Below are 18,517 nucleotides of genomic sequence, written 5' to 3' on the forward strand. Positions count from 1 at the left end.
GGCCGATAAGCGCCTCGACAGACGTTATCTCACCATGCCGTATGTGGAGCGCGGCATGGTCGTTGGGCTTTTCGGCGGTTCCTTCAATCCGCCGCATGCCGGTCATGCGCTGGTGGCGGAAATTGCATTGCGCAGGCTGGGTCTTGATCAGCTCTGGTGGATCGTCACTCCGGGTAATCCTCTGAAAAGCCGCTCCGAACTGGCATCCCTCCAAGACCGCATTGCCGCCTGTGAAAAGCTGGTCCATGATCCACGCATCAAGGTGACGGCTTTCGAAAAATCACTGGGCATGAGCTATACGGCCAATACGCTTGCCAAGGTGAAGGCGAAAAATCCGCATGTCCGTTTTGTCTGGATCATGGGAGCAGACAATCTGAAAAGCTTCCATCGCTGGCAGAAATGGCGGCGGATCGCCGAGACATTTCCGATTGCCGTGATCGATCGGCCGGGTTCCACGCTCTCTTATCTCTCCTCCACCATGGCGCAGGCCTTCAGCCATGCACGGGTGGATGAGGACGATGCCGGCGTTTTGTGGAAAAAAGCGGCGCCTGCCTGGGTTTTCATTCATGGGCCGCGCTCCACGCTCAGCTCCACGGCGTTGCGTAACGGTCGTAAATGACGACTTCGATCACAAATGATGTATGTGCCGGGTGTGGATGGGTCCATATCTTGAAAAGTTAATGCTTTGATGCCACCTTTATTGTGTGACGCAGAGAATCGCGTCGCCAGTACCTGTTTTGTCATTCTTGGAAAGGAAAACCTCTGACAACAGTACACGCCAAGGGAAGAGCATTTGTTGCTATCCCGAAGGGCCAGGACAGTGGCGCCGATGCCGCCGGCCATGCCCTCGAAACCGTCCTCGCGAGCCTCGAGGACTCCAAGGCTGAAGATATCGTCTCTCTCAACATTGCCGGAAAATCGGCGCTTGCGGACTACATGGTCGTGGTCTCCGGGCGGTCGAACAGGCATGTTTCGGCGATTTGCGAGCATCTTCTCAAGGACATGAAGGATGAAGGGTTCGGAAACGCCCGCGTCGAAGGTCTCGAGACTGGAGACTGGGTGCTGATCGATACCGGCGACATCATCGTTCACGTGTTCCGCCCGGAAATCCGCGCCTTCTACAACATTGAAAAAATGTGGGCGACGCCGGACATGCCGGAAGAGACGCTGCATTGATGCGGTGAGCCTTTGAGCGAGTGCATCGCTTTTGCCGAAGATCATATCTGACTTCGGAAACGGCGCCTCTGGCCGGAAATCAGACCGGCCACATAGGAATCCGCAGGCTATGCTGTTAAGAGCGTGACCCTGTTGGGTCACGACGAATGCAGGTTTGCGATGCGGATTTCAATTTTTGCGGTGGGACGGCTGAAATCCGGCCCCGAAAAGGATCTTGCGGCCCGTTATATCGAGCGTCTGGCAAAGACCGGCCCGGCGATCGGGCTGGAGTTTTCGCGGGTGATCGAGGTTGCGGAAAGCAGGGCATCGAATGCGGAGACCCGCAAGCGCGAAGAAGCCGCGATGCTGGAAAAACATCTGGCCGACGGTGCCGCCCTCGTCTTGCTAGACGAGCGCGGAAAGGCGCTGGACAGTCCCGCCTTTGCTTCGTTTTTTGGCGATTTGCGCGATAGCGGCAAGCGTGACCTCGTGATCGCCATCGGCGGGGCAGACGGGCTCGATCCTGCGCTTTACGACAAGGCGACGGTCGTTCTCAATCTCGGCAAGCTGACATGGCCGCATCAGATCGTTCGTATCCTGATTGCCGAACAGCTTTACCGCGCCGTCACGATTCTCTCCGGTCATCCTTATCATCGCGTTTGATCGGATTTCGATTCGGATAAATGTCTCAATTTCAACATGAAGCTCCCCGACACCGCTGATAGCGCACGGCTTTGCCGGCGGCCTTTCCAGGGCCTCTTGGAAGATCGCGGCAAAATCCCTAATATCGGCGCTTCTGCTTCGGCATCAAAGAAAGTTCACATGGACAACAGGCCTCAACGAAAACGGCACGCTGCCCTTGCGGGCGCGGTTATTGCTGCTTTCGTGATGGGGATCGGTCCGACCTATTCGCGGGACGATGCGGGCGCGGTTCCGGCCGCAGGCGACGATACGTCGCCGGATGCGCTACAGACGTTGGAGAAGCGCCGCGACCAGAACCGGCAGGATCTGGAGGAACTGGTCGACAGCATCGGTCTTTCGGAAGACAAGACAAGGAAGCTTGAGGAAAGTATCGCTTCCCTCAATCAGGACAGCGCACGCATCCGGGAAGAGTTGATCGCATCGGCCGCCCGGCGCAAGACGCTGGAAGCCAAGATCAGCGACGGCGAAGATCGTCTGGCCAAGCTTTCGGTGCGCGAGGACGGCGTCAAGGCGTCGCTTCGGGAAAGACGCGGCGTGCTGGCGGAGGTTCTGGCGGCCCTGCAGCGCATGGGCCGAAACCCGCCCCCCGCCCTTCTTGTCTCGCCGGAGGATGCGTTGGCGTCCGTGCGAAGCGCCATTCTTCTTGGCGCCGTCGTGCCCGGCATTCGCGGTGAAACCGACAAGCTGGTCGCCGCTCTCAAAGAATTGACCGATGTCCGGCAGGCAATCGCTCGCGAAAAGGACGATCTTACGGGTATGATGACGGCAAGTCTGGAAGAGGAAAAACGCCTCGACCTGCTGATTGCCGAAAACGATCGCAAGAACACCCAGACGGCGGCGGAGCTGGAGGCGGAACGCAAGCGATCTGAGGAGCTTGCAAGCAAGGCGACGAGTCTTGAGGGGCTGGTCAGTTCGCTTGAAGGCGAGATTACCTCGGTGCGTGAGGCGATGGAAAAGGCGCGGGCGGAAGAGCAGCGCCTGGCCCGTCTTTCGGAGGCGGAACGCGAAAAGGAACGGGCCGCGGCCGAGGCTGGAATGCCCGATAAAAACCGTATTGCGCCCGCATATCCCTTCGCGAGTTTGAAGGGAAAGCTGGAGCTGCCGGTTACCGGCGATGTGCTGCGGCGCTTCGGCGATGCGGATGGAACGGGCCACTTTTCCAAGGGAATTGTTGTCGCGAGCGGACCGGAAGCGATCGTGACGGCGCCTGCAGACGGCTTCGTGGTGTTTGCCGGAGATTTTCGCAGTTATGGCCGGATGATCATCCTCAATACGGGTGACGGATATCATGTGGTGATGACGGGCATGGACAATGTGAGGACGCGGCAGGGAATGTTCGTGTTCTCCGGAGAGCCCATCGCTTCCATGGGTGCAAAAAGAGTAGCAAGTGCAGCAGCATTGGCGCTGGAAACCGACAGGCCAACGCTCTACATTGAGTTCAGGAAAGATGGTGTGCCGGTTGATTCTCAGCCGTGGTGGACCTCAAAAAAGACCGGAAGGGCGCACAATGATTCGTAAGGTTTCGCTTCTCCTTATCGGTGGGCTTATGGGCGCCACGGCGATGAGCGTGATTTATTCGGCGAGCATGCCGGCACAGGCGGCCGGGCCTTCGACCTATAAGGAACTGTCGATTTTTGGCGACGTGTTCGAGCGCGTCCGCGCACAATATGTGACGCCGCCGGATGACGAGAAGCTGGTTGAAAACGCAATCAACGGCATGTTGAGCTCGCTCGATCCGCATTCTAGCTTCATGAATGCCAAGGATGCCAACGACATGCGCACCCAGACCAAGGGTGAATTCGGCGGCCTCGGCATCGAAGTGACCATGGAGAACGAGCTCGTCAAGGTCATCACGCCGATCGACGATACGCCGGCTTCCCGCGCAGGCATCCTGGCCGGCGACTTCATTTCGGAAATCGACGGTACGCCGGTTCGTGGCCTGAAGCTGGAACAGGCGGTCGAAAAGATGCGCGGCGCGGTCAAGACGCCAATCAAGCTGACGATCATCCGTCAAGGCGCCGACAAGCCGCTCGAATTCACCGTCATGCGCGATGTCATTGCCGTTCGGGCCGTCAAGTCCCGTGTAGAGGGCGACAATGTCGGTTATCTGCGCGTCATCTCCTTTACCGAGAAGACCTATGACGACCTCGAAAAGGCGATCAAGAAGATCAAGGCTGAAGTGCCGGCCGACAAGCTGAAGGGCTATGTTCTCGACCTGCGCCTCAACCCGGGTGGTCTGCTCGATCAGGCGATCAATGTTTCCGATGCGTTCCTCGAGCGCGGCGAAGTCGTTTCGACCCGTGGCCGTAATCCCGATGAGACGCGTCGCTTCAATGCGACAGCAGGCGATCTGACCGATGGCAAGCCGGTAATCGTGCTCGTCAACGGCGGTTCGGCTTCGGCTTCGGAAATCGTCGCGGGTGCGCTGCAGGATTTGCGTCGCGCAACCGTGGTCGGTACGCGCTCCTTCGGTAAGGGCTCGGTTCAGACGATCATTCCGCTCGGCGAGGCAGGTGCGCTGCGCCTGACCACGGCGCTTTATTACACGCCGTCGGGTAAATCGATCCAGGGTACGGGCATTGAGCCTGACATCAAGGTGGAGCAGCCATTGCCGCCTGAGCTGCAGGGCAAGGTGACCACCGAAGGTGAATCCGGTCTTTCAGGCCACATCAAGGGACAGAGCGAAACCGATGAAGGTTCGGGTTCCTCCGCTTACGTGCCGCCGGAAGCCAAGGACGACATCCAGCTCAACTATGCTCTGGACCTGTTGCGCGGCACGAAGACGGATCCGTCTTTCCCGCCAAATCCGGAAAAGGCTGTGGTCAACAAGCAGTAAGATAGTTCGCCGGTCAGCCGGCGCATTGTCTTGCCCAACCGTTTGGACGGATCGTTCATTGCCTTCGGACCTGCGAAAACCGCTTCTGGGCCGTCAGAAAAAAAGCGTCGGTATCAACCGGCGCTTTTCCGTCATTGTGGCTTTGTCGGTGCTTGCGGTTTCCTCAGTCGGCGGCTTGTCCGTCTATACGGCGCTTTCGCCCGGCAATTTGCAGAAGACGGCGAGCGGCCCGGAGGCACAGCGTCAGCTTGCCGAAAAAAAACCTGAAATCGCACCGGCCGATGTAATGGCTCCCGGCGATGCCGCCGGTCTCCAGCCGCAAGGCGGTCGCTCGGGCGCCAAGATCAGTCGCGAGACGATGCCTGATGGCAATGTCGTATCGGTTTACTCTCCCCGCTCGCGTGAGGGGGAAGGGCCGGTGCTGATGAGCGGCCAAACCTATGGCCAGGATCCGCGCATGGCGATGCGACCCAATGAGGAACTGCTGGAAGAAACCGCATTCGGAAAATTACCGGTCATCGGCGCGGACGGTTTGCGGCCGATGGAGCAATATGCACGGCCTTGGTCTGGCGCACGCGGCACCCGGGTGGCGATTGTGGTCGGCGGGCTCGGTCTCAGCCAGACGGGGTCGCAAAAAGCGATCCGCGAGCTGCCGCCGGAGGTGACGCTCGGCTTTGCCGCCAGCGGCAACAGCTTGCAGCGTTGGATGCAGGAAGCGCGCCGACAGGGGCATGAAATCCTTCTGCAGATACCGCTTGAGCCTTTCGGTTATCCAGGCACCAATCCCGGCCCTGACACGCTGCTGGCGGGTGATCCCGCCAAGGTCAACATCGACCGGCTGCATCGCTCCATGGCGAAGATCACCAATTACACCGGCGTCATGAATTATCTCGGCGGGCGTTTCCTTGCCGAGCAGGCGGCGCTGGAGCCTGTCATGCGCGACATTGGCAAGCGTGGCCTGCTGTTTCTGGATGATGGCTCTTCAGCGCAATCGCTGAGTGGCGGTATTGCCAAGGCGATTTCCGCCCCACAGGGTTTTGCCGATATTCTGCTTGATGGCGAAGTCACCGAAGCTGCCATTCTACGCAAGCTGGATGAACTGGAGCGAATTGCACGGCGTAACGGCCAGGCGATCGGCGTAGCTTCGGCTTTTGATGAAAGCGTTGCGGCGATCTCCAAATGGTCGCGTGAGGCTGGCGGGCGCGGCATCGAGATTGTCGGTGTTTCTGCGCTTGTTTCCGGGCAGGCAGGACAGTAAACCTTGCGTGCGGCCATTTCTGGCGCTCAGACAGTGCGGGTTTCCCATGACAATCAAAGCAGAAGATTTGCCTTACCGTCCCTGTGCGGGAATTATGGTTCTGAACGCCGAGGGCCTTGTCTGGGCCGGCAGGCGCATCAAGGAAGGCAATTCTGAATATGACGGCTCACCGCATCTGTGGCAAATGCCGCAGGGCGGCATCGATGATGGTGAGCGGCCGTTGACGGCCGCGATTCGTGAACTCTACGAAGAAACAGGCATGAAAACGGTGAGCCTGCTTGCGGAGGCGAGCGACTGGATTCACTATGACCTGCCACCCGAACTGATCGGTATCGGTCTCAGGGGCAAATATCGCGGGCAAGCGCAGCGCTGGTTTGCGTTCCGTTTCGAAGGCGACGAAAGCGAGATCCAGATCGATCCGCCGCCGACCGGACATACGGCTGAATTCGACGCATGGGCCTGGAAGCCGATGGAAAGCCTGCCGGAACTCATCGTACCGTTCAAGCGTGCGGTATACGAACAGGTTGTGGCGGAGTTCCAGCACCTTTCGGGCAAATAAAAAAGGCGGCCTTGGCCGCCTTTTCTGTTTTGTCGCCAGTGCTTATTCTGCTTCGTTGGCGGAATCGGCGTTGAGCTGGCCGTATTTTTCCTCGCCGATCTTGCCGAGCAGTTCGAGCTGGGTTTCGAGAAAGTCGATATGGCCTTCCTCGTCGATCAGCAGGGCCTCAAACAGCTTCATGGAGACATAGTCTCCGGCCTCGGAACAGATGTCACGCGATTTCTTGTAGGAGGTCCGGGCGTCGTATTCGCCAGCCAGATCGGCTTCAAGCACTTCCTTCACATTCTGGCCAATCCGCAGCGGCGCCAGCGTCTGAAGGTTGGGATGACCTTCGAGGAAGATGATACGATCAATGATCTTGTCAGCGTGCTGCATCTCTTCGATGGATTCGGCACGCTCCTTCTTTGCGAGCTTGGTGTAGCCCCAGTCGTTCAGCAGCCGGTAGTGCAGCCAATATTGGTTCACCGCACCGAGTTCGAGGAAAAGGGCCTCGTTAAGCCGCTCGATGACTTTTTTGTCGCCTTTCAATGTCCGCTCTCCTGTTGTCTTCATGGAATCTCTTCAGGCGGGACATAAAATCAAAAACATCGGCCTCAGTCGAGTGGCGGCGGGCGTGATATTCTTCAGTGGTCTTGATGATCAGGTCAACAACGGTTGGAAAACAGCCGCAGCAGCGACCGCGTTTTTCCATGGCGTGATACACTTTTGCAGGAACGATCAATTGCCAACAGTCCTCATCGAGGAGCTCGTTGATGACGTCCCGGATATCGTGATCGGTAATGTAATTGCAGCTGCAAACCAGCATGATGGACTGCCTGTATGACGCAACACGTTGTTTTCGTTCTTAAACCAAAACAGGAAACCCACTGTCAAGAAAAACCTATTTTTGAATCGATGCTACATTTCTAGACTCATTCTAAACTAAACGAAAACTATCGTATTTTCATTAGTTTAGCGATTTATACTTTCCAGTATTTCCTGGTCAAGTTTTTGTGCGTGGCAGATCGAGCAGCATTATTATCACGAAAAGTTTACTGACTGAACTGCCATTAGAGGGAAGGGCAGCTGATCTCAGGCGAAATATTGCCCGCCATTGGCGGTCATGGTGGAGCCGGTGATGAAGCCCGCTTCGTCCGACACCAGAAACAGAACGCAGCGCGCGATTTCTTCCGGTTCACCCAACCGTCCAACGGGAATTTGCGGCACGATCCGCTCAGCCAGAACCTTTTCCGGTATCGCTCTTACCATCTCCGTGCCGATATAGCCGGGGCAGATGGCGTTGACGGTGATGTTACGGCTGGCGCCTTCCTGGGCGAGCGCCTTGGTGAAGCCGATGTCGCCCGCTTTGGAGGCGGAATAATTGGCCTGTCCCGCCTGACCTTTCTGGCCATTGATGGAGGAGATGTTGACGATGCGGCCGAAGCCGCGGTCGCGCATGCCCGGCCATACGGGGTGGGTCATGTTGAACACACCGGTGAGGTTGGTGTCGATCACCTCGCGCCATTGCTGCGGCGACATTTTATGGAACATCGCATCGCGGGTGATGCCGGCATTGTTGACGAGCACCTCGACGGGACCGAAGGTTTCCTCCACCTTCGTTATGCCATCGACGCAAGCGTCGTAATCGCGAACGTCCCACTGAAATGCAGGAATGCCGGTTTCTTTCTGGAATGCTTCGGCCCTGTCCGTTGTGAAGGCATAGTTGACCGCCACGCGGTAACCGGCTGCCTGCAGGGCGCGGGCGATTGCAGCACCTATGCCGCTCGTCCCGCCGGAAATCAAAGCAACCCGGCTCATATCGGCCTCCATGACCTGTCACTGAAGCGCCTGCATATGCGAGGATGCTTCCATATCTTGCAGAACTTGTCGTCGTGCTCACCGGCCACAGAAATGCGGCCAATGGGAGGCCGCTTCTACCCTATTGCGCGCTGAACCGGAATTGCTTTTTGGCAAGCCGTGCAAGGGTTTTCAGAGTGCCTCGATGCACATGGCGACACCCATGCCGCCGCCGATGCAGAGCGTTGCGAGACCCTTCGACACGTTGCGGCGGCGCATTTCGAAAATCAGGGTGTTCAGGACGCGCGCGCCCGAAGCGCCGATCGGATGGCCGATGGCAATCGCTCCGCCATTGACGTTGACGATGTCAGGGTTAAGGCCCAGTTCGCGCACGACCGCGCAGGATTGGGCGGCAAAGGCCTCGTTGGCTTCGACAAGGCCGATATCGTTGATCGACCAACCGGCCTTGGCCAGCGCTTTGCGCGACGCAGGGATGGGGCCGGTGCCCATGATCTGCGGATCGACACCGGCCGTCGCCCAGGAGGCAATACGCGCCAGCGGCTTGATGCCACGCTTTGCCGCTTCCTGTTCCGACATCAGAAGTGTAGCGGCTGCGCCATCGTTCAGACCGGAGGCGTTGCCGGCCGTGACCGTACCTTCCTTGTCGAAGGCGGGGCGCAGCTTGGCCATGGTTTCCAGCGAAGCTCCAGCGCGGATATGCTCATCCGTATCGATGACGATATCGGCTTTACGGCCCTTCACCGTGAAAGCCACGATCTCCTCTGCAAAACGGCCGGCGCTTTGCGCGGCTTCGGCCTTGTTTTGCGATGCGACTGCGAACTGGTCCTGCTCATCACGGGAAAGCTGCCATTGGCGGGCGATGTTTTCGGCGGTGATGCCCATGTGATAACCGTAAAAGGCGTCGGTGAGGCCATCTTTCAGCATGGTGTCGATCATCTTGAAATCGCCCATCTTCACGCCGCCGCGCAAGTGCGCGCAATGGGGCGCCATGGACATGGATTCCTGGCCGCCGGCAATGACGATGTTCGCGTCGCCGGTGACGATCTGCTGCATGCCGAGGGCCACGGCGCGCAGACCGGAGCCGCAAAGCTGATTGAGGCCGAAGGCGGTCGCTTCCTGTGGTATGCCGGCCTTCATGGCAGCCTGCCGCGCCGGGTTCTGCCCCTCGCCCGCCGTCAGGACCTGACCGAGAATGACTTCATCGATTTCGTTTGCCGCGACACCGGCGCGCTCCAGCACGGCGCTGATGACGGACGCCCCGAGCTCATGGGCTGGCGTATTGGCGAAGTGGCCATTGAAGGAGCCGACGGCTGTGCGCGCGGCGCTGGCAATCACGATTGAAGGCAGGGTCATCAGTTTTCTCCTCACTTGCGGGCGGAGACTGGCAAAGCTTTCAATACAAGTCAAATGGCGAAAGTTGCTTTAAAAGATGTTGCTAAATCACGCCGAAATCTTGCGGAAAATTGCTGCGCAAAAAACAAACTGTTGCGATGCACAAAACATTTGTCAGAGGGCTCGTTTTGCGCATACACTTTGCGCTGGGAAGAGCAATAACACCAAAAAACAAGAAAATACCATCATCGCGAGGAGGCGGGCATGGCGAAACACGACGGCGAAACAATCATTAAAAAATACGCCAACCGGCGGCTCTACAATACCGGCACCAGCACCTATGTGACGCTCGATGATCTGGCGCAGATGGTCAAGCGCGGCGAGGACTTCAAGGTTCAGGATGCCAAGTCGTCCGAAGACATCACGCATGCGGTGCTGACGCAGATCATCGTCGAACAGGAAGCCAAAACCGGCAATACCTTGCTGCCGACGGCGTTTCTGCGGCAATTGATCTCCTATTACGGCGACCAGATGCAGATGGTCGTGCCGACATTTCTCGAACATTCTATGAAGACCTTCTCCGATCAGCAGAGCCAGATGCAGGAGCATATGGCCAAGGCTTTCGGCGATGGTTCGCTTGCCCGCAATTTTCAGGCGCCGCTGCAAATGATGGAAGAGCAGATCCGCCGCAATACGGAACTGTTCCGGCAGGCGATGCAGGGTTTCACACCTTTCGCAATGCCGCAGGCGCCCAAGGAAACCCGCAAGCCGAATGCATCCGAAATCGATGAGTTGAAGGCGCAGTTGCGCGCATTGCAGCAAAAGCTCGATCAGCTTTGATCCTGTCGGGCCGATGACCGGTTTCAGCAAACCGCATCGGCTTTTGCTTCTGGCTCTTAGCCTGCCGTTCTTTCCGGTACGCGCAACAGGAGCAGGAAACCTGCCCCCAGAAATACGATGAGCGTGGCCATGCCGATATGGGCGGAGCCGCTTATGTAGGTTGCTATGGAAAATGACAGTGTCGCCATGAAACTGGTGGCGCGTCCGGAAAGCGCGTAGATGCCGAAATAACGGCCCGCTTCTGCCACGGTGATATTTCGGGCGAGATAAGAGCGGGACGATGCCTGGACGGGGCCGAAGGCGAGGCCGATCAAAACGCCATAGAGCAGATAGGCCTTTTCCGCGCCTGTCGCGAAGATGCCGCCATTGTCCGCCGAGGATAATTGTATCCAGCCAAACAGCGTCGAGCCCTTTTCCGTCGAGACGATTCCGAGCGTGGCCAGCAACAGGAGCACGAGGCTGATGAGGATGGTGATGCGCGACCCGAGTTTCTGGTCGACACGTCCGGCGGCAAAGCAGCCGGCGATGGCGACGACATTGAGCAGGATGCCGAAGAGGCCGATTTCCATCGTCGCCCAGCCGAACATGCCGGCGGCGAAGGCCCCGCCCAGAATAAGAACGCCATTTACGCCATCCTGATAGAGCATGCGCGCAATCAAAAACCGCAACAGCATCGGGCGGTATCGCAGTTCGCGCAGCGTGATCTTCAGTTCCCCCAATCCCGAGCGGATTGCGGCGGCAAAGGGCAGACCTTTTTCAGCATCGGGAGTGAGAAGAAACATCGGTAGAATGAAAATGAGATACCAGAGTGCGGCGAGCGGGCCGGTTATTCTGGCGTCCTCGCCGGTTGCAGGATCGAGGCCGAAAAGGGGCTTGATACCGGCGATTGTCACGCCGGTCTGTGGATTGGCGGCGAGAAGCGTCACCACGGCAATCAGCACCACCATACCGCCGAGATAACCAAGTCCCCAGGCGAGATTGGAAATGCGCCCGACATTTTGCGGGTTGGTCAGGCGCGGCATCATGGAATCGTTGAAGACGATGGAAAATTCCGCTGCGATGGAAGCGAGGATCATGCAGACGATTGGAAGGATGAGCGGCGAACCGGGCGCGGCAAACCAGAGGAAAAAGAGACTGACAATCTTGATGACGGCAAAAAAGGCGATCCAGGGCTTGCGTGCGCCGGACTGGTCGGCGATGGAGCCGAGAATGGGGGAGAAGAGGGCGATGATGATCGACGACACCGTCGCCATGTTGCTCCATGTCGCCTGCGCCGAAATCGGATCGTCGGTGAGCCGCGCGACGAAATAAGGCCCGAAAACGAAGGTCGTGACGACCGTGAAAAACGGCTGCGCCGCCCAGTCAAACATCACCCAGCCCCAGATGCCGCGTTTGGCAACCGCTGTTTCCGCATTTGGGGAAGGGACAGTCATTCATCGTCCTATCGGAAAATCAGGAATAAAATGTGTGATGCAGGCGCATCCGCCTTGTCTGGGGCCACCCGGGGGGACCCGGATGGCGTTTTTGAGGCTGCCGATCAGCGTGCCTGAACGATATCGCCAAGCAGCCCGGCCGCGACCGTCAGACGGGCAAGGTTGGTATCACCGCTGTCGCTGAGTGCGCCGAGTTCGGAGACGATGCGGTTGACCCGCACGCGGTCCGCCGCATACCAGGCCTGGACCGGATCCTTCTCCTTGGCATATTCTGTTAGTGCGGAGATAACAATCCGGCGTCGCGACGAGGAAATCTGGTCCTGGCTGCGCAGGAGAGCCAGGCTCTCATAATGATCCGCCGGGGTGATGCGCTGACTTGCATCCAAGAGGCGCGCGACACGGAAGGTCGAGGAGACGGTGGCATAGCTTTCGGCAGCGCGGGCGAGCGTTGTGCCAGCGCTTTCGGCGATGCGCATGATCTCTGGCACATAGACGAGCAGGGAAAGCGTATCGAGTTCCTCCAGAAGACCGGAAGGAACGCCATCGATTTCCGTCACGCCAAGTTCGCGGCGATACTTCGCCGCTGCCGGCGACAACGTCTTGATTGCGGTTTTCAGTCGCTCGATTTCGGTCGCCATGTCACCCGCGGCCGCACCTGCGCTCCCGGTTTGCAGGTAAAGCCTGCTTGCGTCGGAGAAAATGCGCGTGATCATGGCATAAAGCCCGTTCTGGACTTCCCCTCCGACCTTGCCGTCCAGCGCGTCCACTTCGCTCCACAGGCGTTTGAGACCGAAACCATCCTCGACGATCACTGCCGCCTTGACGACGTCGGCCGCCAGAAGGCCGCTCGCATCGGCAAGTTTCTGCACAAAGCCCGGGCCGCCGCGATTGACGACGGCATTGGCGAGCGCGGTCGCAACGATTTCGCGGTGCAGACGATGCGCCTTGATGTCGTCCGCATAATTCTTCTGCATCTTGGCCGGGAAATAATCGACCAGCAGATGCTGGAGATAGGGTTCGTCCGGAAGCGGGCTTGCCACCAATGCATCGAACAAAGTGAGCTTGGCATAGGAGAGGAGCACGCCAATTTCCGGCCGGGTCAGCGGTTTGCCGGTGGCGTATCTTTCGCTGAATTCGGCATTGTCCGGCAGGGTCTCGACCTTGCGGTTCAGTTGTCCGGTCGCCTCCAGCGCGCTCATCAGGCGGCCGAGTTCTTCGCGGTTGGCGAGCCCCAGCCGCTCCGTCAGCGAAATCGCGAGCGATTGCAGGTAGTTGTTGCGCAGCACCAGCTGCGCCACCTCCGGCGTCATGGAAGCGAGAAGCTGGTTGCGTTTCGGCATCGTCAGGCGACCGCTGTTAACGGCGGAGGCAAGCGCGATCTTGATGTTGACCTCGACGTCTGAGGAGTTCACGCCGGCCGAATTGTCGATCGCGTCGGAATTGCATCGCCCGCCCGAAAGCGCATAGGCGATGCGCCCCTTCTGGGTGATGCCGAGATTGGCGCCTTCTCCTATGACCTTGGCGCGCAGCTCAGTTGCGTTGACGCGGATGGGGTCGTTCGCCCTGTCACCCACCTCGGCATTGGTTTCCACCGCCGCCTTGATGTAGGTGCCGATGCCGCCAAACCACAGAAGATCGGTTGGCGCTTTCAGAATGGCGGTCATGATCTCGAAGGGTGTGGCGACTGATTTGTCGAGGCCGATGGCGGCCACGGCTTCCGGCGTCAGTGTCACCGATTTTTCGGCTCGCGAGATGATCATCGCGCCGGCCGAGAGGGCCGAACGGTCATAATCCTGCCAGCTGGAACGCGGCAGTTCGAAAAGCCGCTTGCGCTCAGTAAAGGATCTGTCGGTATCCGGGTCGGGATCGATGAAGATATCGCGGTGATCGAAGGCCGCGATCAGCCTGATCTTTTCCGACAGAAGCATGCCGTTGCCGAAAACGTCGCCGGACATGTCGCCCACACCGGCCACGGTGAATGGTGTGGTCTGGATATCGGTATCCATTTCACGGAAATGGCGTTTTACCGTTTCCCATGCGCCGCGGGCGGTGATGCCCATCTTCTTGTGGTCATAACCGGCGGAACCACCCGATGCGAAGGCATCGTCCAGCCAGAAACCGGCTTCATGGGCAAGACCGTTCGCCGTATCGGAGAAGGTCGCCGTTCCCTTGTCGGCGGCAACGACGAAATAGGGGTCGTCACCGTCGAGCCGCAACGTGTCGGCTGGCGGCACGATGGCGTCGTCGACGATATTGTCGGTGATGGACAGCAGGGTGCGGATATAGGTCTTGTAGGCCTCGCGGCCGGCATTGAAGACTTCGTCGCGGGAGCCGCCGGCCGGCAGGTTCTTCGGGAAGAAGCCGCCCTTGGCGCCGACCGGAACGATCACCGCATTCTTGACCTGTTGCGCCTTGACGAGGCCGAGCACTTCCGTGCGGTAATCCTGACCGCGATCCGACCAGCGCAGACCGCCGCGCGCGACCTTGCCGAAACGCAGATGCACGCCTTCGACTTCTGTTCCGTAGACGAAGATTTCGCGGAAAGGCCGTGGGTCGGGCAGGCCGTCCAGATGCTTGGGATCGAACTTGAATGCCAACAGGTCACGCGGCGTGCCATCGGCATTTTTCTGGAAGTAATTGGTGCGCAGCGTCGCATCGATGGCGTTGACGTAACGCCTGAGCGTGCGGTCCTCATCGAGATTGGGAACGCCGCTCAACGCCGCTTCGATTGCCTTGTGTATTTCGGCGAGTTTCTTCAGCCGCTTCTTTTCGTCGACGGACGGATCGAAGCCGGCCTTGAACAGCGCGAAAATATTGCGGGAAATCGCCGGATACTTATAGAGCGTTTCGGAAATATGCTCCTGTGAATAGACGATGCCGGTCTGGCGGAGATAGCGCGCATAGGCGCGCAGCACGGAGACTTCGCGCACGGTCAGGCCGCAGGCGAGGATCAGGCGGTTGAAGTTGTCATTGTCGACCTTGCCGGAGAAGGCGGCTAGGAACGCTTCTTCGAGTTTCTCTCCATAATGCACCAGATCGAGCGTCGTCCCCTTGGCGACGGACAGTTCCATGTCGTGCAGCACGATGTCACGCTTTTTGCCGTCCGAAACAACGCCGATATCGAAGGTGCGCTCACTGATGACGTTGAAACCGAGATTTTCGAGCAAAGGCACGCGGCGCGAAAGCGGCAGATGGCCGTCGCGGTGGAAAATCTTCAGCGACAGCGTTTCCGCCGATTGACCTTCTTGCTGGTAAAATTCGATGCGGACCGGTTCGCCCTTTGCGGCGCCCAGAATATCCGGCATGTCACCGATCGCTTCTTCCGGCGTGTAGGCTTCCTGATAGGCCTGATCGACCTCCAGCACCGGTGCGCCCGGCTCGGAGAGGGCGACGAAATGGTCTATCCAGCGCGCCGCAATGTCGCTGACGGCGTCTTCGAGCTTGTCCTGGGCGATGCGCGGCGTCTTGCCTTCCGTGCGGCCTACGATGAAGTGGACGCGGGCGACGGCGCCTTCAGGGAAGGCGGGGTAATAGGCGGAAATATGCCCGTCATAGACCCTGCTCAGATAGTCCCCGATCTTCTCGCGTACATAGGAATTATACTCCTCGCGCGGAACGAAGATGATGGCGGAAACGAAACGGTCGAAACGGTCGATACGCGCAAGCACGCGCACGCGCGGCCGGTCGCTCAGTTCCATGATCTGCTCGACGAAGCGGATCAGAAGATCGGTCTCGATCTGGAAGAGATCGTCACGCGGATAGGCCTCGAGCGTATTCTGCAGGATGCGGCCGGAGTGGCTGTTCGGGTCGAAGCCGAAATGCCGCTCGACTTCCGCGACCTTGGCGCGCAGCAGCGGTATCTGCTTGACCGAGCGCGTATAGGCGGTGGCGGTGAAGAGGCCGACGATGCGCAGTTCGCCGATGACATTGCCGTCCTCGTCGAAGCGCTTGATGCCGATATAGTCCATATAGGCGCGACGATGCACGATGGACTTCACGTTGGCCTTGGTGACGATGAGGAAATCCGGGCCGTCGAGGAAGGCGAGGATTTCTGGCGTCGTCGTCACGGCGTTCTTGCCGAGGCGCAGCACGCGTACATCCGGATCGCTGAGGCTGCCGAGACCGATGCCGTCACCGCGCTCGATCTTCGCGTTCTTTCCCTTGCCGGAATAAGTGTAGTCACGCATGCCGAGAAAGGTGAAATTGTCGTTGCGAAGCCAGTTGAGGAACTCGACGGCTTCCGCACGCTCGGTCTTGCGCCGTGACGAACCGCGCTTGGACAATTCATCCAGCGCCTCATCGAGTTTCGCCAGCATCGGCCGCCAGTCGCGATAGGCAAACTGGACTTGCGTCAGCACGAAACGCAGCCTTTCTTCCAGCGCCGCTACGGCCTGCGGTGTGAGTGGGGCGATATGCAGCTGGATGAGGCTGACGTTTTCAGCGGGATCATCCTCGGGTTCCGCAAGACGATAGCCGGCCTGCGCGCTTTCGTCGCGCACCAGGATCGGGTGCACCGCGAGGTAAAGACCGCGATAGGTGCTGGTGACCTCGCCCATGACAGAATCGTACAGGAAAGGCATATTGCGGCCGATAATGGTCAGGACCGTTACCGGAATATCCCGCGGTGAAACGCCCTCCACCTGGGAAATGCTGATATGAGGAGCGTCTCCGGTCCAGTGTGAAAGCGCCTCGAAACTGTGAGCGGCGCTCGCAGCCAGCATCTCTGCGGAATAATATTCTATATCGTCGGTACTTGCCCTTCCATAAAGAATACCCGGATCAAGAAATTGGACATTTTCGGCAATTGCCTGCTGGCGCGCTTTTTCGATCTGTTTTTCGCGTTTTGGATTGTTTCTGTAGCCCATTTGACGTGGATTCCTCCAAAAATCACACTTTAATATAAAAAAGCATCGCCAATTTGCGGATTTTGCCTTTTCAGTCGAATCGGATATTGGCGTGGAATTACGAAGAGTTTAAGAGGCTATCGTGTTTCTTCACCCGGTAAGTGAAATTTTTTTGCTTCTTTTGTCGTAAGGCTCGGTTTAGAAGCAGACGACAGTATTTTGCGGCTAATTTTTAGGCGGTTCTCGGGCCGCCATGTGATGTTGCGGCCACGGTTGAAGCAAATTATTGATTTGCACCTATTTTTGTGGTACACCAACGACACTGATCCACAGCGTGGCATTTGTGTGCCCAAAAACACCACGAAAGCAACACCTCTTTTGCACGCGGTTTCCGTGACATATCGAGCGTTTACGTTATCGAACCCCGCAAGACGGGAAGGTGTGTTTTTGCGTGCACGGCTGGACCAGTGCGGAGTCACCTGACGGTTCCCCCGTCTCATCAGGGCCTGACCGACCCAACCCCGGCATCCCCGGGTATGTAACAGGGAGTTTTTAGAACGAATGACGACCCAGCAGAAGAAATCTCCAGCACATCACGGTTTCAAGACCGGTGAAGCGATTGTGTATCCCGCTCATGGTGTCGGTACCATTTCTGCCATCGAGGAACAAGAAGTCGCCGGCATGAAGCTTGAGCTTTTTGTCATTGATTTCGAAAAAGACAAGATGCGTCTTAAAGTTCCTGTCGCCAAAGCCGTCAGCATCGGCATGCGCAAGCTTTCCGAAGGCGATTTTGTCGAGCGGGCGCTGAAAGTGGTGCAGGGCAAGGCGCGTGTGAAGCGTACCATGTGGTCGCGCCGCGCGCAGGAATATGATGCAAAGATCAATTCCGGCGATCTCATCGCGATTGCGGAAGTCGTGCGCGATCTCTACCGTGCGGAAAACCAGCCGGAGCAGTCCTATTCCGAGCGTCAGCTTTATGAAGCTGCTCTCGACCGCATGGCGCGCGAAATCGCCGCCGTCAACAAGATGTCTGAAACCGAGGCTGTTCGCCTGGTGGAAGTCAACCTTGCCAAGGGCCCCAAGCGCGGCAAGACCGTAGAAGAGGACGATTCTCAGGACGAAGCCGCTTAATAACCGGCTTTTTCCCTCTAAAAAAACCCGCCTTGATGGCGGGTTTTTTGTTGCCCGGTTGTGGTCTGAAATTCACAGGATACGGATTTTCGTGCCTTTGCGCAGATGCGGCAGGATGCGCCGCATATCACGGGGATGGAGGGCGACACAGCCCGCGGTCGGCTCATATCCCGGTCTGATAAGATGCATGAAGATTGCCGAGCCGCGGTTGCGGCTTCTCGAGGTGATGTTCCAGTCGAGTACCAGGCAGACGTCGTAGAGGCTGTCGTTTCGCATCATCTCTTCATGGCTCGGGGCGAAGGGCGCCTTAACCAGCCGGTTGTAATTCGGGCTGCGGGGCTCGTCGCACCACAGCATGGACTTGCGTGTTCGCTGCATCGGCAATGCCGTGGCGATGCCGGGAAGGCGGTCGCCGCGGTAAAACCCGTGCATCAGGCCGATGGTGGCGATGGGAGACTTTCCATCTCCTTCACGTTTCAATGCGGTGCGGCCGTTGCGGCCGATCGCTGCGGGAAAGTTGAGGTGCCCGAGTTGGACTATGGCGCGACTGATTTTCGAGGGAGCTGGCCGAACCATGAGCGTCGATGCGCGTTTACGTTGTCTTACGGGCTGTGTGCTCATGTTTTTCAC

General features: G+C 58.2%; 16 protein-coding genes. 9 read left to right on the top strand and 7 right to left on the bottom strand.

The window, feature by feature from the left end; translation table 11 throughout:
- Positions 1-34 precede the first annotated feature (34 nt).
- The 7 genes from ACQZ48_RS13580 to ACQZ48_RS13610 all read left to right on the top strand — a co-directional run bounded on the left by ACQZ48_RS13580 (position 35) and on the right by ACQZ48_RS13610 (position 6,510).
- Positions 35-619, top strand: coding sequence for a nicotinate-nucleotide adenylyltransferase (locus tag ACQZ48_RS13580; protein WP_448728919.1), 585 nt, complete (start codon positions 35-37; stop codon positions 617-619).
- 113 nt (positions 620-732) lie between these two features.
- Positions 733-1,176 (top strand): ribosome silencing factor, encoded by a 444-nt coding sequence (gene rsfS / locus ACQZ48_RS13585; protein ID WP_035236703.1) that lies wholly within the window; start codon positions 733-735, stop codon positions 1,174-1,176.
- A 159-nt stretch (positions 1,177-1,335) separates the two neighbouring features.
- Entirely contained in the window at positions 1,336-1,818 is a 483-nt protein-coding gene (gene rlmH / locus ACQZ48_RS13590) for a 23S rRNA (pseudouridine(1915)-N(3))-methyltransferase RlmH (RefSeq protein ID WP_077983632.1), read from the top strand.
- Positions 1,819-1,977: 159 nt separating this feature from the next.
- On the top strand, positions 1,978-3,375 hold the full coding sequence (locus ACQZ48_RS13595; RefSeq protein WP_191217184.1) for a murein hydrolase activator EnvC family protein: 1,398 nt from the start codon (positions 1,978-1,980) through the stop codon (positions 3,373-3,375).
- Entirely contained in the window at positions 3,365-4,693 is a 1,329-nt protein-coding gene (locus tag ACQZ48_RS13600) for a S41 family peptidase (protein WP_077983630.1), read from the top strand. Before ACQZ48_RS13595 ends, ACQZ48_RS13600 begins: the two co-directional genes overlap by 11 nt.
- 58 nt (positions 4,694-4,751) lie before the next feature.
- The gene (locus ACQZ48_RS13605; protein WP_448728898.1) at positions 4,752-5,951 is read left to right on the top strand and encodes a divergent polysaccharide deacetylase family protein; all 1,200 of its coding nucleotides are present in this window, start codon (positions 4,752-4,754) and stop codon (positions 5,949-5,951) included.
- A 46-nt stretch (positions 5,952-5,997) separates the two neighbouring features.
- Positions 5,998-6,510 carry an RNA pyrophosphohydrolase gene (locus ACQZ48_RS13610; protein ID WP_077983628.1) on the top strand — a complete coding sequence of 171 codons (513 nt, stop codon included), beginning with the start codon at positions 5,998-6,000 and terminating at the stop codon, positions 6,508-6,510.
- Between the two features lie 42 nt (positions 6,511-6,552).
- Here ACQZ48_RS13610 and bfr read toward each other — a convergent pair whose 3' ends face one another.
- From bfr to ACQZ48_RS13630, 4 genes are all read right to left on the bottom strand, one after another.
- Positions 6,553-7,038, bottom strand: a complete 486-nt coding sequence (bfr, locus tag ACQZ48_RS13615; protein WP_131829419.1) for a bacterioferritin — start codon at positions 7,036-7,038, stop codon at positions 6,553-6,555.
- Complete coding sequence (locus ACQZ48_RS13620; RefSeq protein WP_077983626.1) at positions 7,004-7,315, bottom strand: (2Fe-2S)-binding protein; 312 nt, start codon at positions 7,313-7,315, stop codon at positions 7,004-7,006. Before ACQZ48_RS13620 ends, bfr begins: the two co-directional genes overlap by 35 nt.
- Before the next feature lie 266 nt (positions 7,316-7,581).
- Positions 7,582-8,307 (bottom strand): acetoacetyl-CoA reductase, encoded by a 726-nt coding sequence (gene phbB / locus ACQZ48_RS13625; protein WP_077983709.1) that lies wholly within the window; start codon positions 8,305-8,307, stop codon positions 7,582-7,584.
- 171 nt (positions 8,308-8,478) lie between these two features.
- The gene (locus ACQZ48_RS13630; RefSeq protein ID WP_137412333.1) at positions 8,479-9,660 is read right to left on the bottom strand and encodes an acetyl-CoA C-acetyltransferase; all 1,182 of its coding nucleotides are present in this window, start codon (positions 9,658-9,660) and stop codon (positions 8,479-8,481) included.
- 243 nt (positions 9,661-9,903) lie between these two features.
- Here ACQZ48_RS13630 and phaR point away from each other — a divergent pair, with 243 nt between their 5' ends.
- Complete coding sequence (phaR, locus tag ACQZ48_RS13635) at positions 9,904-10,479, top strand: polyhydroxyalkanoate synthesis repressor PhaR (RefSeq protein WP_003520279.1); 576 nt, start codon at positions 9,904-9,906, stop codon at positions 10,477-10,479.
- Positions 10,480-10,535: 56 nt separating this feature from the next.
- Here the strand turns inward: phaR and ACQZ48_RS13640 are convergent, their stop codons facing one another.
- Entirely contained in the window at positions 10,536-11,912 is a 1,377-nt protein-coding gene (locus ACQZ48_RS13640; protein WP_142912918.1) for an MFS transporter, read from the bottom strand.
- A 104-nt stretch (positions 11,913-12,016) separates the two neighbouring features.
- A complete protein-coding gene (locus ACQZ48_RS13645) occupies positions 12,017-16,777 on the bottom strand; it encodes an NAD-glutamate dehydrogenase (protein WP_448728899.1) in 4,761 nt (1,586 codons plus the stop codon).
- 540 nt (positions 16,778-17,317) lie between these two features.
- On the opposite strand from ACQZ48_RS13645, the gene ACQZ48_RS13650 reads away from it, so the two are divergent.
- Complete coding sequence (locus ACQZ48_RS13650; RefSeq protein WP_003505223.1) at positions 17,318-17,887, top strand: CarD family transcriptional regulator; 570 nt, start codon at positions 17,318-17,320, stop codon at positions 17,885-17,887.
- Between the two features lie 72 nt (positions 17,888-17,959).
- Here ACQZ48_RS13650 and ACQZ48_RS13655 read toward each other — a convergent pair whose 3' ends face one another.
- Entirely contained in the window at positions 17,960-18,463 is a 504-nt protein-coding gene (locus ACQZ48_RS13655; RefSeq protein WP_191217188.1) for a L,D-transpeptidase family protein, read from the bottom strand.
- Positions 18,464-18,517: the final 54 nt, after the last annotated feature.

The organism is Agrobacterium sp. 22-209-1, from assembly GCF_053522485.1.